Source organism: Sedimentitalea arenosa, from assembly GCF_016428585.1.
Lineage (GTDB): Bacteria > Pseudomonadota > Alphaproteobacteria > Rhodobacterales > Rhodobacteraceae > Sedimentitalea > Sedimentitalea arenosa.
Genome location: NZ_JAELVR010000011.1, coordinates 41,712 through 57,656, shown reverse-complemented (window position 1 = coordinate 57,656; position 15,945 = coordinate 41,712). Strand labels below are relative to the sequence as shown.

General features: G+C 64.8%; 16 protein-coding genes. 9 read left to right on the top strand and 7 right to left on the bottom strand.

Annotation, left to right across the window (positions count from 1 at the left end; genetic code table 11):
* Nucleotide 1 precedes the first annotated feature (1 nt).
* The 9 genes from JF290_RS15680 (at nt 2) to JF290_RS15640 (ending at nt 8,809) form a co-directional block, all read left to right on the top strand.
* Nucleotides 2-1,315: a replication-associated recombination protein A gene (locus JF290_RS15680; protein WP_199025840.1), complete on the top strand. Its 1,314-nt coding sequence runs from the start codon at nt 2-4 to the stop codon at nt 1,313-1,315.
* Nucleotides 1,316-1,346: 31 nt separating this feature from the next.
* Nucleotides 1,347-1,727 carry a fluoride efflux transporter CrcB gene (gene crcB / locus JF290_RS15675; RefSeq protein WP_199025839.1) on the top strand — a complete coding sequence of 127 codons (381 nt, stop codon included), beginning with the start codon at nt 1,347-1,349 and terminating at the stop codon, nt 1,725-1,727.
* Entirely contained in the window at nt 1,724-2,767 is a 1,044-nt protein-coding gene (locus tag JF290_RS15670) for an RluA family pseudouridine synthase (protein WP_199025838.1), read from the top strand. The genes crcB and JF290_RS15670 overlap by 4 nt, the downstream gene beginning before the upstream one ends.
* Complete coding sequence (locus JF290_RS15665) at nt 2,764-3,441, top strand: HAD-IA family hydrolase (RefSeq protein WP_199025837.1); 678 nt, start codon at nt 2,764-2,766, stop codon at nt 3,439-3,441. Before JF290_RS15670 ends, JF290_RS15665 begins: the two co-directional genes overlap by 4 nt.
* Complete coding sequence (locus tag JF290_RS15660; RefSeq protein ID WP_199025836.1) at nt 3,438-4,142, top strand: ATP12 family chaperone protein; 705 nt, start codon at nt 3,438-3,440, stop codon at nt 4,140-4,142. The genes JF290_RS15665 and JF290_RS15660 overlap by 4 nt, the downstream gene beginning before the upstream one ends.
* A 211-nt stretch (nt 4,143-4,353) precedes the next feature.
* Nucleotides 4,354-5,370 (top strand): amino acid ABC transporter substrate-binding protein, encoded by a 1,017-nt coding sequence (locus JF290_RS15655; RefSeq protein WP_199025835.1) that lies wholly within the window; start codon nt 4,354-4,356, stop codon nt 5,368-5,370.
* Nucleotides 5,371-5,512: 142 nt separating this feature from the next.
* Nucleotides 5,513-6,727 (top strand): amino acid ABC transporter permease, encoded by a 1,215-nt coding sequence (locus JF290_RS15650; RefSeq protein ID WP_199025834.1) that lies wholly within the window; start codon nt 5,513-5,515, stop codon nt 6,725-6,727.
* A gap of 3 nt (nt 6,728-6,730) precedes the next feature.
* A complete protein-coding gene (locus tag JF290_RS15645; protein ID WP_199025833.1) occupies nt 6,731-8,029 on the top strand; it encodes an amino acid ABC transporter permease in 1,299 nt (432 codons plus the stop codon).
* A 12-nt stretch (nt 8,030-8,041) separates the two neighbouring features.
* A complete protein-coding gene (locus tag JF290_RS15640) occupies nt 8,042-8,809 on the top strand; it encodes an amino acid ABC transporter ATP-binding protein (protein ID WP_199025832.1) in 768 nt (255 codons plus the stop codon).
* Between the two features lie 57 nt (nt 8,810-8,866).
* On the opposite strand, the gene JF290_RS15635 is transcribed toward JF290_RS15640, so the two are convergent.
* The 7 genes from JF290_RS15635 to JF290_RS15605 form a co-directional block, all read right to left on the bottom strand.
* Nucleotides 8,867-9,364 (bottom strand): SixA phosphatase family protein, encoded by a 498-nt coding sequence (locus tag JF290_RS15635; RefSeq protein WP_199025831.1) that lies wholly within the window; start codon nt 9,362-9,364, stop codon nt 8,867-8,869.
* Nucleotides 9,361-10,020, bottom strand: coding sequence for a ferredoxin (locus tag JF290_RS15630; RefSeq protein WP_199025830.1), 660 nt, complete (start codon nt 10,018-10,020; stop codon nt 9,361-9,363). The genes JF290_RS15635 and JF290_RS15630 overlap by 4 nt, the downstream gene beginning before the upstream one ends.
* A 100-nt stretch (nt 10,021-10,120) precedes the next feature.
* Nucleotides 10,121-10,984: an acetylglutamate kinase gene (gene argB, locus JF290_RS15625; RefSeq protein ID WP_199025829.1), complete on the bottom strand. Its 864-nt coding sequence runs from the start codon at nt 10,982-10,984 to the stop codon at nt 10,121-10,123.
* 57 nt (nt 10,985-11,041) lie between these two features.
* On the bottom strand, nt 11,042-11,692 hold the full coding sequence (gene yihA, locus JF290_RS15620; protein WP_199025828.1) for a ribosome biogenesis GTP-binding protein YihA/YsxC: 651 nt from the start codon (nt 11,690-11,692) through the stop codon (nt 11,042-11,044).
* The gene (locus JF290_RS15615) at nt 11,692-12,435 is read right to left on the bottom strand and encodes an MOSC domain-containing protein (protein ID WP_199025827.1); all 744 of its coding nucleotides are present in this window, start codon (nt 12,433-12,435) and stop codon (nt 11,692-11,694) included. The genes yihA and JF290_RS15615 overlap by 1 nt, the downstream gene beginning before the upstream one ends.
* Nucleotides 12,432-14,255, bottom strand: a complete 1,824-nt coding sequence (gene yidC, locus JF290_RS15610; RefSeq protein WP_199025826.1) for a membrane protein insertase YidC — start codon at nt 14,253-14,255, stop codon at nt 12,432-12,434. Before yidC ends, JF290_RS15615 begins: the two co-directional genes overlap by 4 nt.
* 126 nt (nt 14,256-14,381) lie before the next feature.
* Entirely contained in the window at nt 14,382-15,929 is a 1,548-nt protein-coding gene (locus JF290_RS15605) for a putative bifunctional diguanylate cyclase/phosphodiesterase (protein ID WP_199025825.1), read from the bottom strand.
* Nucleotides 15,930-15,945 lie beyond the last annotated feature (16 nt).

Below are 15,945 nucleotides of genomic sequence, written 5' to 3'. Positions count from 1 at the left end.
GATGGCCGACCTGTTCGACAGCGGCGCGAAGGGCGGCGAGGAGCCGGCCCGCAACCGCCCGCTCGCGGACCGGTTGCGCCCGAAATCGCTGGACGAGGTGATCGGTCAGGACCAGGTGCTCGGGCCCGACGCGCCGCTGGGCGCGATGCTGGCGGCGGGCAGTCTCGGCTCACTGATCCTCTGGGGGCCGCCCGGTGTCGGCAAGACCACCATCGCGCGGCTTCTGGCGGATGCGACCGACCTGCATTTCGTTCAGATCAGTGCCATTTTCACCGGCGTTCCGGACCTGAAGAAGGTGTTCGAGGCGGCGCGAATCCGGCGGCAGAACGGACAGGGCACCCTGCTCTTCGTCGACGAGATCCACCGCTTCAACAAGGCCCAGCAGGACGGCTTTCTGCCGCATATGGAGGACGGCACGATCCTTCTGGTGGGGGCCACCACGGAGAACCCAAGTTTCGAGCTGAACGCCGCGCTCCTCAGCCGGGCGCAGGTTCTGGTGCTGGAACGGCTGGCACCGAAGGACCTGGAGCTGCTGACCCAGCGCGCCGAACGCGAACTGGGTCGAAAGCTGCCGCTGACGGGGGCAGGGCGCGATGCGCTGCACGAGATGGCCGACGGCGACGGCCGCGCACTACTGAACCTGATCGAACAGGTCGCGGCCTGGAAAACCGATGCCCCGCTCGATCCCGAGGCATTGGGCAAGCGACTGATGCGACGGGCCGCAAAATACGACAAGAGCGGCGACGAGCATTACAACCTGATTTCGGCGCTGCACAAATCGGTGCGCGGCTCCGACCCCGACGCCGCGCTCTACTGGCTGGCGCGGATGCTGGCAGGCGGCGAAGACCCGCGCTACCTCGCCCGCCGCATCACCCGCATGGCGGTCGAGGATATCGGGCTGGCCGATCCGCAGGCGCAGGCCCATTGCCTGCACGCCTGGGAGGTCTACGAGCGGCTTGGCAGCCCCGAGGGCGAGCTCGCTCTTGCGCAGGCGGTCACCTACCTCGCGCTGGCGCCGAAATCCAACGCCGCATATGCCGGCTACAAGGCGGCGATGCGACTGGCCAAACAGACCGGCAGCACGCCGCCGCCCAAGCATATCCTGAACGCCCCGACCGGGTTGATGAAGGAACAGGGCTATGGGGCCGACTATGCCTATGACCACGATTCCGAGGACGGCTTTTCCGGCCAGAACTACTTCCCCGACGACGTGAAGCGCCCGGTGCTCTATCAGCCGGTCGAACGCGGGTTCGAGCGCGAGTTGAAAAAGCGGCTGGACTATTTTGCAAAACTGCGGTCGCAGCGGCAAACTTGACAAGCCGCCCCGCAGGCGCGACAGACCGCGCATGGTTTCAACCCTTTCCCTTGTCGCGCTGGGTGGCGCAATCGGCGCGTCCCTGCGCTATCTGACCGGCGTCGGGCTGCTGCGGCTGTTCGGCCCGCAGGAGTTCCCCACCGGCATCCTCACCGTGAACGTCATCGGGTCGTTCCTGATGGGGGTCTTCGTTGTGGCGGCCGCGCATCGCGGCCTGACCCATCTCAGCCCCTTCGTTATGACCGGGCTTTTGGGCGGGTTCACGACGTTTTCGGCCTTCTCGCTGGAGACGATGACCCTGGTCGAACGCGGCGACGCGGCGCAGGCGGCGCTTTATGTCATCCTGTCTGTCGGGCTTTCGGTCGGTGCGCTGGCGCTGGGGCTGGTGGCAGCGCGGGGGGTGTTCGCATGAGTGGCGTTCAAAGCATCACGGTCGAAGAGGCCGATACCGATCAGCGCATCGATCGCTGGCTGCGCCGTCTGTTTCCGCATGTCAGCCAGGGCCGCATCGAGAAGATGTGCCGCAAGGGCGAACTGCGTGTCGATGGCGGGCGGGTCAAGGCCTCGACCCGCGTGATGGCGGGGCAGGTGGTGCGTGTGCCACCTTTGCCAGAAAGCGACCACAGCCCGCCGCCGCCGCCCGACCGCATCTCGCAGGCTGACGCGAAGATGATCCGCGATTGCGTGATCTACAAGGATGACCAGATCATCGCACTGAACAAACCCGCCGGCCTTGCCGTGCAGGGCGGCAGCGGCCAGACGCGCCACGTGGACGGGCTCGCCGCCGCGCTGATGTTCGATCTGGACGAGAAACCGCGCCTCGTGCACCGCCTCGACAAGGACACGTCGGGCGTGCTGCTGTTGGCCCGCACTCGCGCGGCAGCCAAAGCGCTGACCGCGGCCTTCCGCCACCGTGGCACGCGCAAGATCTACTGGGCGCTCGTCGCGGGCGTGCCGACGCCCTATCTCGGCGAGATCAAGACCGGGCTGGTCAAGGCGCCGGGGCATGGCAAGGATGGCGAGGGCGAGAAGATGAACCTCGTGCACCCCGCCGATATCGACGACACGCCCGGCGCCAAAAGGGCGCACACCTTCTATGCCACGCTCTACCGTGTCGCCGGGCGCGCGGCCTGGGTCGCGATGGAGCCGGTCACCGGGCGGACTCATCAGTTGCGTGCGCACATGGCCGGGATCGGCCACCCGATCGTCGGCGACGGCAAATATGGCGGGTCGGGCCAGGACAATCTGGGCGATGGCTGGGGCGCCCAGTTGGGCGGCATCATCAGCAAGAAACTCCACCTGCATGCGCGCAGCCTGACCGTGCAGCACCCGGTGACGCAAAAGCCCTTGACGGTAACCGCCCCTTTGCCTCCGCACATGCAGGAGAGCTGGGAGACCTTTGGCTGGACCGAGGACCTGGCTGCCGACGATCCCTTCGAAGGCCTGCAATGACGGACCGTCTACGACTGGTCATCTTCGATGTCGACGGCACGCTGGTGGACAGCCAGGCCAGCATTCTGGGCGCCATGGCCGAGGCCTTCGCGGCCTGCGACCTGCCGGCCCCCGACCGCGCGGCCATTCTGGGCATCGTCGGGCTCTCGCTGGATCACGCGATGGCGCGGCTGGTGCCCGATCAGCCGGCCGCGATGCAGGCACGGCTTGTCGCCGGATACAAGGACGCCTTTCACGCCCAACGGCTTGCGGCCACGGCCGCACCTCTGCTCTATCCGGGTGCACGGGCGCAGCTCGACCGGCTCGCCGCCCGCGACGACCTTTTGCTCGGGGTCGCCACGGGCAAGTCGCAGCGGGGGCTTGATGCCCTGCTCGAAGCCCTCGGGATGGAGCACACCTTCGTCACGCGGCAGGTGGCCGACCATCATCCCTCCAAGCCGCATCCCTCGATGCTCCTCACGGCGCTGGCGGAAACCGGGGTCGACGCGAATGACGCGGTGATGATCGGCGACACCACATATGACATGGACATGGCACGCGCCGCGCGCGTTACCGGCATCGGCGTCAGCTGGGGCTATCACGCACCCACCGCGCTGACAGCGGCCCGCCGCGTGATCGACCGGTTCGATGACCTGCCCGGTGCCATCGACGAGATCTGGGAAGAGACGGCATGAGCGAGTGGAAACAGAAACGCTTCTGGACGGATGCGACGGCGGTCGAAACAGATGACGGCTTTGCCATCGAACTGGACGGGCGGCGCGTCAAGACCCCGGCAAAGGCGGGGCTGATCCTGCCGACCCGCGCGATGGCCGAGGCCGCAGCCGCCGAATGGGAGGCACAGGAGGGCGTGGTGAACCCACTGTCGATGCCGGTCACCCGCTCGGCCAATGCCGCCATCGACAAGGTCCGCATTCAGCACGCCGAGGTGGCCGACATGCTCGCCGCCTACGGCGATTGCGACCTCCTGTGCTATCGCGCCGATCAGCCTTCGGAACTGGTGGCGCGGCAGGCCGAACTCTGGAATCCGGCGCTCGCCTGGGCGCGCGAGGCCCTGGGCGTGAGGTTGGAAACGCACACCGGTGTGTTGCACGTTCCCCAGGATCCCGAGGCCCTCGAGTGCCTGTCGGCCCAGGTCCACGCGCTGGATCCGTTCCATCTCGCGGCGTTTCACGATCTCGTCAGCCTGTCCGGCTCGCTGGTGCTCGGCTTCGCCGCTGCGCGCGACTGGCGCACGGCGGACGAGATATGGACCCTGTCCCGGCTCGACGAGCTTTGGCAGGAAGAACAATGGGGTGCCGATGACGAGGCGCAGGCGATGGCCGGGATCAAGCGCGACGCCTTTCTACACGCCAAGCGGTTCTTCGATCTGGCCTGATCGCCGGCTCGGTGCATCATCCCCGGGCTGACCCATCGTCAAGCGGCGGGGGCATATTGAATTGTTTGATCAGAGCCTTGACGTTTGTTGATGAATCCGCCCACACTTGCGTTCACTGAAGGGGAGCACCCCTTTTTCGGTGTACAATCCGGTGCGGATCGTGCCGGTAAAACCGCCCAGCTCCGTGGCGGAAAATCAGGAAGAGGTAAAAATGAAGAAATCCGTATTTTTTGGCGCACTTACCGTGGCCGGCATCGCTGCGACCGCAGCAGCGGCTGGCACGCTGGATGACGTCAAGGCCCGCGGCAAGCTGAACTGCGGCGTCACAACAGGCCTCGCCGGCTTTGCCGCTCCGGATGCGAACGGGGAGTGGAAGGGCTTCGACGTCGACGTGTGCCGCGCAGTCGCCGCCGCCGTCCTCGGTGATCCGACCGCTGTCGAGTTCGTGCCGACCACCGGCAAGACCCGCTTCACCGCGCTTGCATCCGGCGAAATCGACCTGCTGGCCCGCAACACCACCTGGACGTTCAGCCGTGACGTCGACCTCAAGTTCGACTTCGTTGGCGTCAACTACTATGACGGTCAGGGCTTCATGGTGCCCAAGGCGCTCGGTGTCAGCTCGGCCAAGGAACTGGACGGCGCGACGGTCTGCATCCAGACCGGCACCACGACCGAGCTGAACCTCGCGGATTTCTTCCGCGCCAACAACATCAGCTATGAGCCGGTTCCGATCGAAACCAACGCCGAAGCGCAGCAACAGTACCTTGCGGGCGCATGCGACGTCTATACGACAGACGCGTCGGGCCTTGCCGCGACCCGCGCCACCTTCGAGGATCCGTCCGCACACGCCCTGCTGCCCGAGATCATCTCGAAAGAGCCGCTCGGCCCGCTCGTCCGTCATGGTGACAACGACTGGGGTGACGTGGCCCGCTGGACCCTGAACGCCCTGATCGCGGCCGAAGAGTACGGCATCACCTCGGCCAACATCGCCGAACTGGCACAAGGGACCAACAACCCCGAAGTCAACCGTATCCTCGGTACCGAGGGCACGCTGGGCGAGATGCTGGGCCTCTCGGCCGACTGGGCCAACAACGCCATTAGCGCCGGCGGCAACTACGGCGAGATCTTCGCCCGCAACATTGGCGAGTCGACCCCGATCGGTCTTGCGCGCGGTCTGAACGCGCAGTGGACCAACGGTGGCCTGCTCTACTCGCCGCCGTTCCGCTAAGACGGGAAAGCCTCGGGGCGCAGATGAAAGTCTGCGCCCCTTGCACATGTCGTAACGACCATACTGTGACGTACCAAACCCTGGCCACCAGCCATTCGGCTGCATAATAAAAACTCCGGCCGGGATAACGGGGAACTGCCAGATGACATCCATTTCCGACCCTCAACAGGGTTCGTTCCGGCTATCCATGCTGTTGAACGACACGCGTTATCGCTCGCTGACCTTCCAGGCGATTGCGCTGTTCCTGCTGATCGTGGCCTTCGCCTATCTGGGCAACAATCTGGTCAGCAACCTGCGGGCCGCCGGCCTCAACATCTCGTTCGACTTCCTGTGGAGTCCGGCCGGGTATGACATCAACCAGCGACTGATCGAATATGACAGCCAGTCGACCAACGCCCGCGCGGCCCTTGTCGGTATCCTGAACACGTTGCTTGTCGCCTTTCTGGCCTGCGTGACGGCGACGGTGTTCGGCGTGATCGCCGGCGTGCTGCGCCTGTCCAACAACTGGCTGGTGCGCAAGCTCATGTCGTTCTACGTCGAGATCTTTCGCAACATCCCGGTTCTGATCTGGATCATCATCATCTTCACGATCATGACCGCCGTGCTGCCTGCACCAAGCGCGTTCCGCGGAGAGAACCCCAGTTCGAGCATGTTCCTCGACTCGGTCGCTTTCACCAACCGCGGCATCTACGTGCCGGCGCCGGTCTGGGGTCCGGGATCAGGCATCGTGGCGGTCACCTTCCTCGCATCCATCGTCGGCATCTTCGCCTATCGCCGCTACGCGACGAAACTTCTCTATGACACGGGAAAGCTGCTGCCGGTCCTGTGGCCCAGCCTGGCGTTGCTTTTCGTGCCGACGCTGGTCGTATTCTTCGCACTTGGCCAGCCGATCGGGCTGGATATCCCCGAGCTCAAGGGCTTCAACTTCTCCGGCGGCATCAAGGTCGGCGGCCCGTTGATCGCGCTCTGGTTCGCGCTGGCGATCTATACCGGCGCCTTCATCGCCGAGAACGTCCGAGCCGGCATCCTGTCAGTGTCCAAGGGACAGACCGAGGCCGCCTCGGCGCTCGGTCTGCGCCCACGCCGCGTGATGAACCTCGTGGTGCTGCCGCAGGCGCTGCGGGTCATCATCCCGCCGCTCATCTCGCATTACCTGAACATTACCAAGAACTCCTCGCTCGCCATCGCGGTCGGCTATGCCGACGTCACAGCGACGCTCGGGGGCATCACGCTGAACCAGACCGGTCGCGCCATCGAGTGCGTGCTTCTGCTGATGCTGTTCTACCTCGCGATCTCCTTGTCGATCTCGGCGGTGATGAATGTCTACAACAACGCCACCAAGCTGAAGGAGCGCTGAGACATGTCCGATACACATGCCGAATCCGTTGCCTTCGTCCGCACCGAGCCGGTGCCCTCGGCGCCGCCGCCCTTCCAGGCGACCGGCCCCGTCAAGTGGATCCGCGAAAACCTGTTCGCCAACGTACCGAACACGATCCTGACGCTGGTGGCGCTCTATGCCATCTACGTCGTGCTGTCGGCGATCCTGCCCTGGATCGTGAACGGGATCTGGAACACCGACAGCTTGGCAGAGTGCCGCGAGATCCTGCAAGGCGCCACCGGGGCCTGTTTCTCGGTCCTGACGGAGCGCTGGCACCAGCTTCTGTTCGGCTTCACCTATCCGTCCGAGCTTTACTGGCGGCCGACGCTGGCCTTCGTTCTGCTATTCTTTGCCGCCGCGCCGGTGCTGTTCTTCGACCTGCCGCGCAAGCTGCTGATCTTCACTGCGCTCTATCCGTTCATCGCCTATTACCTGATCTGGGGGGGCACGATCTGGGTGCCGATCTTTGCGCTGCTCGGCTTCGCGGGCGGCTATCTGACCTATGCGCGCTTCGTGACACAGAGTTTCGCCAAGGGCTTCTTTGGCGGCATTGCCGCGGCCTTCCTGATCTGGACCCTCGCGGGATACATCACGCCACTGCTGGCCGCGGAGAACCCCGCCATGGCAGCGGTGCCCAGCCGCGACATGGGCGGCTTCATGCTCAACATGATGCTGGGGGTGATCTGCGTCTCGCTGTCTCTGCCGATCGGCATCGCCTTGGCGCTGGGGCGGCAATCCTCGATGCCGCTGATCAAGTTGGTCTGCGTCGTCTTCATCGAATTCGTTCGGGGCGTTCCCCTCATCACGCTGCTCTTCGTTGCGTCCGTGGTTCTGGCCTATTTCTTCCCGCCCGAGGCCTCGATCGACCTGATCCTGCGCGTCATCATCATGATCACCATGTTCAGCTCGGCCTATATCGCCGAGGTGATCCGGGGCGGTCTGGCTGCGCTGCCCAAGGGGCAGTACGAAGCGGCGGATTCCCTCGGGCTCGATTATCCGCAGGCGATGCGGCTGATCATCCTGCCGCAGGCGCTCAAAATCTCGATCCCGGGCATCGTCAACGTCGCCGTGGGCCTCTTCAAGGACACCACACTGGTCTCGGTCATCTCGATGTTCGACCTCGTCGGCATGATCCGCGGCCCGATCCTCGCATCGACGGAATGGAACGGCGTCTACTGGGAACTCTTCATGTTCGCGGCACTCCTGTTCTTTGTCGTCTGCTACGGCATCTCGCAGTATTCGCAGTGGCTGGAACGCCGCCTCGCGACCGACCACCGGTAAGGAATTCTCTCCATGGCTGAAAACACCCAAATGCAAGTCTCCGACGAGGTCGCGATCTCGATCCAGAAGATGAACAAGTGGTACGGAACCTTCCACGTGCTGCGCGACATCGACCTGACCGTCTATCGCGGCGAGCGGATCGTGATCTGCGGGCCCTCGGGCTCGGGCAAGTCGACCCTGATCCGCTGCATCAATGCGCTCGAGGAGCACCAGCAGGGCAAGATCGAGGTGGACGGCACGCTGCTGTCGTCGGACCTCAAGAACATCGACAAGATCCGATCCGAGGTCGGGATGTGCTTTCAGCACTTCAACCTGTTCCCGCATCTCACGATCCTCGAAAACTGCACCCTTGCCCCGATCTGGGTGCGCAAGACGCCCAAGAAAGAGGCCGAGGAGATCGCCATGCATTTCCTCTCCAAGGTCAAGATTCCCGATCAGGCCGACAAGTATCCGGGCCAGCTGTCGGGCGGTCAGCAGCAGCGGGTCGCCATCGCGCGCAGCCTTTGCATGCGTCCGCGCATCATGCTGTTTGACGAACCGACCTCGGCGCTCGACCCCGAAATGATCAAGGAAGTGCTCGACACCATGATCGAGCTGGCCGAAGAAGGCATGACCATGCTCTGCGTGACGCACGAGATGGGTTTCGCACGCCAGGTCGCGAACCGGGTGATCTTCATGGACGAGGGGCAGATCGTCGAACAGAACGAGCCTGAGGCCTTCTTCAAGAACCCGCAGAGCCCGCGGACCAAGCTGTTTCTCAGCCAGATCCTCGGACACTGAACGCGCCGACACCGCGCAGGCGCCGGGTGCTCTTGCCCGGCGCTTTTGCGTGGCGCATCACCCGTCGGTCAACTCGCGCGGGGTGATGAAGTCGAGCACTTTGCCCATGCGGGTGTCGATCTTGTCCCAGTCCTCGATATCAAAACGCAGGACCAGCGTCGCGCCAGTCGGAAAGTCCCTGAATTTGGGATGTGTCGGCGGTGTCTGCGCCATCGCTTCTGCAAACTCGCTGATGCCGGGGTTGTGGCCGATCATCAGCACTGTCTTACCCTGCGCCATTTCCAACACCAATTGCATGTCAGCGGGGTTCGCGTGGTAGAGCGATCCAGTGAATTCGGCTTCGACCGGCAGGGCCAGCCGCTGGAACGTGTCGCGCGTGCGCACTGCGTCCGAAACCAGCGCCTGGTCGGGCATCCAGTCTTGCGCGCGCATCCAGTCGCCGAGCGCCTTGGCCGCACGCTTGCCGCGTCCGGTCAGGGGACGGTCATGGTCGGCGAGGGCAGGATCGTCCCAACTGGACTTGGCGTGGCGCATCAGGATCAGGGTGCGGGTCATGACGGGTGAAAGGCTTTCATGTGGTGGGCCGATTGGGCCGGTTTGCGGTCGGCGCCCGCACTGACGGGACATGAACGGCGGACACGGCATTCCCGTTCGAGGCAATCGCGTCCCGCCGCAGTATCCAGATAAGCATGACAGGCAGCAACATCATAGGGGGCCGTTTCCCCGAGCGCCCCGACCGGGCAGGCGGTGAGGCAGGGTTTTCCGGCGCAACTCGTGCAGGGCGAGGCACCGGGCGCGTCGGGCAGGGGGATCTCGTCGGGCAGGTGCAACGCGCCGCGATAGCTGATCATCAGTCCAACGACATCATGCACCAGCATGCCGGTCGGACTGACGAAAGCGCGGCCGGACTTGATCGCCCAGTCGATGAAGGGCGCGTAGGGCGGCCCGCCGAAGGGGAAATGCGCCACTGCGCGGAGTGAGTCGGCCAACGCGCCAATGACACGTCGCGACCAGCGGTCGACGGGATTGGGGCGGCCATCCAGCATCTCGGGCGAGGCCCGCAGCACCTCCCAGAACCCCGGCCCGGCGCCGAGCAGGATCAATGTGCCGCCTTGCACTCCCTTGGCCGCCAGCCGGTCGGGATGAAGAGCGCCCATGGCCAGAAGCCCCTCGGCCCGGGCCAATTCGACGATCTCGTCATGGGTGGTCATGCTGTGCTCGCCGCAACCAGATCTCAGCAAGCCGTCGATCACATACGATCGGTCCGACACCTCCGGGCCAACCCGTCATCGCGGCGCACAACACCCGTGGTCAATCCGGGCGGATCAACGAGCCCGCACCATGCTCGGTGAAGAGCTCCAAAAGGCAGGCATTCGGCGCGCGTCCGTCCAGGATCACCACCGCGCGCACCCCGCCGTCGATCGCATCGAGCGCTGTTTCGGTCTTGGGGATCATGCCGCCCGCGATCACACCGTCCTGCGTCATTGCCCTGATCTGCGCCGCCTTCAACTCGGTCACGACCTCGCCCGAGGCATTCTTGACGCCAGAGACATCGGTCAGCAGCAACAGTCTGTCGGCCTTCAGCGCGGCGGCGATCGCCCCCGCGGCCGTGTCGCCGTTGACGTTGAAGGTTTCGCCGTTGCGCCCCGCACCGAGCGGCGCGATGACCGGGATCATGTCGCGTTCGAACAGCGTGTGCAGCAGCTTGGGGTCCATCTCGGCCGGCGTGCCGACAAACCCCAGCGCCGGGTCGGTCTGATCGCAGATCATCAGGTTGGCGTCCTTGCCGGACACGCCGACCGCGCGCCCGCCCTGCCGGTTGATCGCCTGCACGATGCGCTTGTTCACGAGGCCCGACAGCACCATTTCGACGACCTCGACAGTGGCCGCGTCGGTCACGCGCTTGCCGTTCACGAACTCGGACTGAATATCCAGCTTGTCGAGCAGCGCGTTGATCTGGGGCCCGCCGCCATGCACGATCACCGGGTTCACCCCGACCTGTTGCATCAGCACCACGTCGCGGGCGAAGCCTTCCATCGCCTCGTCGCTGCCCATGGCGTGCCCGCCCAGCTTGATGACGACGATCGCGTCCGTGTAGCGTTGCAGATAAGGCAGCGCGCTCGACAGCGTTGCTGCGGTGGCGATCCAGTCCCGGTTCATGTCCTGCGTTCTCATCCCGACCATCCGTTTTCACCGGGATGTCATGCTTTGCACCCGTCCCGCAAGTGCCACTCAGACCAGCCCGGCGATGATCGCGCGCAGCGTGGCGATCCCGTCACCTTTCTCGGAACTGGTCAGGATCAGCTCGGGATAGGCGGCGGGGTGCTTTGAGAGAGCGCCGCGCACCTGGCCCAATACCTTGTCGCGCTCCGCCGCCTTGACCTTGTCTGTCTTGGTCAGAACGCATTGGAAGGTCACGGCGGCGCTGTCCAGCAGCGCCATGATCTCCTCGTCGACCTTCTTGACACCATGGCGCGCGTCGATCAGCACGAAGGCCCGGCGCAGGGTGGGGCGTCCAGACAGGTATTGCTTGAGCAGCTTCTGCCATTTCTCGACCACGGGCAGCGGCGCGTTGGCATAGCCATAACCGGGCAGGTCGACGAGGTAGAGATCCGGCCCTTGCGCAAAGTAGTTGATCTCCTGCGTGCGCCCCGGCGTGTTCGACGCCCGCGCCAACGCCTTGGTGCCGGTCAGCGCATTGATCAGCGTCGACTTGCCGACGTTGGAGCGGCCCGCGAAACAGACCTCGATCCGGTCCGCCGGCGGCAGACCCGACATGGCCACGACCCCTTTGACGAAGATTGACTCCTGCGCAAAGAGCAGGCGGCCCCTGTCAGCGGTCAGGTCGTCGGGCGCCTCGGCCACGGGAAACGTCATCTGCATCACAAAACCTGCACGCTGTCGCCGAGGGCGATATCGCCGCCCCGGATCACCTCGGCGCGGACACTGAAATCCTGGTGGCCCCAATGCGATAGGGCCGCAAGCGTGTCTGCGTCCCGCCGGCCCGTTTCGGGGTTTGCGGTGGTCGCCGCGCAACGGTCCGTGCGCTCGCGCGCGCGCAGAACAGCATCGCCGATCTGCACCTCGCGGTCGATCCAGTCGAACTCCTCCCACGGCGCCAGCCCGTCGATCCATATGTTGCCGCGCCAGCGGTGGATCGAAAGGTCCTGTCCGATGCGCTGCGAAACGGCCCGGTGCGAGGCCATGTTGCAGAGCGTGACCGAGGGAAAATCACTGTCGGTCATGCCGCGCCCCGGCACCCGGATGATGCGCGCCGAGGCGGCGCGGTCGGCGGGCATCAACGGTGCGACCCAGATCAGGAAGGCCGCGAGGTCGCGATCGGGGTCGAATGTCAGGTCCAGCAGGTTCGGATGCGACAGGGTGACTGTGCCGGCGGTTTCGTCCAGCTTTGCGGTGATGGCCATCAGCTCCGGGGCCTTGGACACCCGGCTGAAATTCACGCAAGGCACCCATGCGCTGCCATCGGCGGCCGATCTTTCGTGCGCCACCGCCCAGATCCGGTCTCCGGGCAGGGTCTGCCCAGCGGTCAGGGCCACGCGCTCCAGCGCCTCGCGGCCATGGCTCTTGATCGGGTGCCGCCAGAGGCTGGTGACAGCGCCGGTCATTTCTTTTCCGTCTTTGCCTTCTTGCTGAAGCCGGATTTGATGTTGCCGAACACGTCGGGCTTGTACCCTTGGCTGCGCATGATCAGGTATTGCTGGGTGAAGGTGATGGTGTTGTTGGCGATCCAGTAGACTACCAGCCCGCTGGCGAAGCCGCCGAGCATGAACATGAACACCCAGGGCATCCAGGCAAAGATCATCTGCTGGGTCGGGTCGGTCGGGGCCGGATTCAGCTTTTGCTGCAGCCACATCGATATGCCCAGCAACAGCGGCAGGATGCCGATGAAGATCAGCGCCATGATGCTGCCCGGCTCTGGGTTGTCGAAGGGCAGAAGGCCGAACAAGTTGATGATCGAGGTCGGGTCCGGTGCCGACAGATCCTGGAACGGTCCGAACCAGGGGGCGTGACGCAGTTCGATCGTGACGAAGATCACCTTGTAGAGCGAGAAGAAGATCGGGATCTGCAACAGGATCGGCAGACAGCCCGCCGCCGGGTTGACCTTTTCCTTCTTGTAGAGCTCCATCATGCCCTGTTGCAGCTTCTGGCGGTCGTCGCCGGCGCGTTCTTTCAGCGCCTCCATCTGCGGCTGCAGCTCCTTCATCTTGGCCATCGAGACATAGGACTTGTAGGCCAGCGGAAACAGGATCGCCTTGATGATGAGAGTGAGCCCGATGATCGCCCAACCCATGTTACCGATCAGCAGGTTGATGTGGTGCAGCATCCAGAAGATCGGCTTGGTCAGGAAGAAGAACCAGCCCCAGTCGATGCTGTCGAGAAAGTTCTGCACGCCGCCCTGTTCGTAGTCGCGCAGGGTTTCCCATTCCTTGGCGCCGGCGAAAAGCTCGGTCGTGACGCTCGCGGATGCGCCGGCTGCGACGGTCTGGGTCGGCAGAACGGCCTCGGTCTGGTAGATATCACGACGCTCGTCGTATTTGGCCACCGATTTGAAGGCGCTGCCCGGATCCGGAATCAAAGTGGTCATCCAGAAATGGTCGGTGAAGCCGATCCAACCGTTCTCGGCGACCTGGATGACCTCGGCGCGGGCGCCCTCGCGCGGATCGATCGCGAAATCGACCATGTCCGAATAGTCGGTTTCGGTCAGTTCGCCATCGGCCATGCCGACGACGCCCTCGTGCAGGATGAAGAAGTTCTTCAGATCCTGCGGCTCGCCGTGGCGTGCAAGAATGCCGTAGGGCGCGAGACTGGCTGTCGCGTCAGAGCCGTTCTCGACCGACTGGGTGACGGTGAACATGAAGTCGTCGTCGATCGCGACGGTGCGGCGGAACGTCATTCCCTTGTCATTCGTCCAGGACAGGGTGACCGGCGCGTCGATGCCAAGCTGTTCGCCGGCCTCCACCGTCCAGCGGGTATTTGCACCAGGCACGTCCTCAAGTGTCAATCCGGCGCCCGGTGCCCAACCGTAGAGCGCGTAGTAGGCGCTCGGAGTGCCGACCGGCGAGAGCAGGGTGACGATGGGCGAGTCCGGTTCGTTGGTCTCCCGGTAGTCCTTGAGCGACAGGTCGTCGATGCGCCCGCCCAGCAACGAGATGCTGCCGGTCAGGCGAGGGGTGTCGATGTCGATGCGAGGGGCGTCCGCCAAGGCGTCCTGCCGGGTTTCCTGCTCGGCGGCGGTGCCGGCGGGGGCCGCGGCGGTCGACGGCGCGACGGCCAGTGTGTCTGCGGTGGTCGTCTCACCCTGGCTTTGGCTCTGCGGCTCCGGCAGCGGTTCGGGTTCCGGTGGCGGGAACAGCACGAACCACACCAGGATGACGGCAAAGCTGAGCGCGGTTGCGAGGATGAGATTCTTGTTCTGATCGTCCATCGGGGACAGCCACCTTGTGCTTGCAAAGACAGGGTGGGTTCAACAGAGGTGCGCCCCAAAGGTCAAGCGGATTCGCCCCGGAATTGCGGTCTCGCTGCGTGCAAGACCGTGTGACCCCGCGGGCGCCTAGCCCGCGTCGCGGCCGATCCTGGGTGCTTCCGTAAGCTTGGCGGCGTGACCTGTGATCCAGGTGAGCGTCTGGTCGAAGGGCATCGGGCGCGCGATGCCGAAGCCCTGCACGTGATCGCATCCAAGCTGGGCCAGAAGGGCGTGTTCGCCCACGGTTTCCACACCTTCGGCCAGAGTTTCCAGTTCAAGCCGCTCGGCCATCGTGAGGATCGCGCCGATCAGGCGTTGCTGTTCGGGATCGCGGTCCGCCTTCATGACGAAGGAGCGGTCGATCTTGATGCGTGAGACCTTGAAGCGGCGGATCGAGGCGATCGAGGCATGCCCGGTGCCGAAATCGTCCAGGTCGATGCGGCACCCGAGGTCGGCCAATCCGGCGATGTTGCGCGTCACCGCGTCGTCGGGGGTGTCGGTCACGACCGTCTCCAGGATTTCCACCGAGAGGCGCTCCGGTGCCAGTTCGAACCGGTCGAGCTCCCAGCGGATCTTGTCGACGAGGCCCGGGTTGCGCAGCTCGTCGCCGGCGAAATTCACGCCTACGCGCGGCACGTTCACCCCGGCGCTGTCCCAGGCCTTGAGCGCGGTCAGCGCGTGATAGAGCATCACCTGGCCCAACCGCTCCATCAGTCCGGCATCCTCCATCACCGGCAGGAAGACATCTGGCGGGATCATGCCGTGCACCGGGTGCGACCAGCGCGCCAGGGCCTCGAACCCTGTGACCTTGCCGGTGTCGGTCGAAATCTGAGGCTGGTACCAGGGCTGAATCTGGCCGTTCTCGAGCGCGGTGGCGGCGTCGTCGCGCAGGTCGCTGCGCGCCTTTGTCTTGCGCTGCATCTCGGCGGAGAAGGCGCGGATCGCCGAGGGACCGGAGTTGCGGGCGTCCGCCAGCGCGGTGTTCGCCGCCTCCAGCCAATCCTGCCCGTTGTCGCCCGGCGCGCGTGTGCGCAGGCAGAAGCCGATCGAGCAGGAGGAATAGACCGTCAGGCCGCCCAGCGAAACAGGCTCCTCGACGGCGGCCTGCATCCGGCCCGAGAGCTGGATGCAGAGTTCCAGGTCGAGCTGGCGGACCGCCATCAGGCAGACCGCAAAGCGGCTGTCGCCGATCCGCGCAACGGTATCGCCATCGCGCAGGACCGAAAGGATGCGTTCACCACAGCGCGTGGCGACGGTATCCGCGGCCGACTGCCCGTGCCGGTCCACCGCTTCGGCGTAGTCGTCGATCTCGAGCACGAAACAGGCAGACTTCAGTCCGGAGGCCTCGGTATCCTCGAACACCTGCTGGATCGTCACGTCGAACCCGTCACGCAACATCAGCCCCGTCACGCTGTCCCGCGACAGGCCGGGGCGGGCCGGCCAGCCCCCGTAAGCGCCAGCGAAGGCGAAAAGCAACGGCAGGCCCAGCGAAACGAAGAACAGCGCCTGTTCGCCGCCAAGCCAGAACGCCCCCAGCGTGACCGCCGGCAGGAAAGCGAGGATCGGCGGACCGGTCAGGACCGGAACGATCCGCTGCTGCAGTCGGGTCAACGAGCCGGACGACGGAGTGTTCATTTGGCAACCTTTCGCA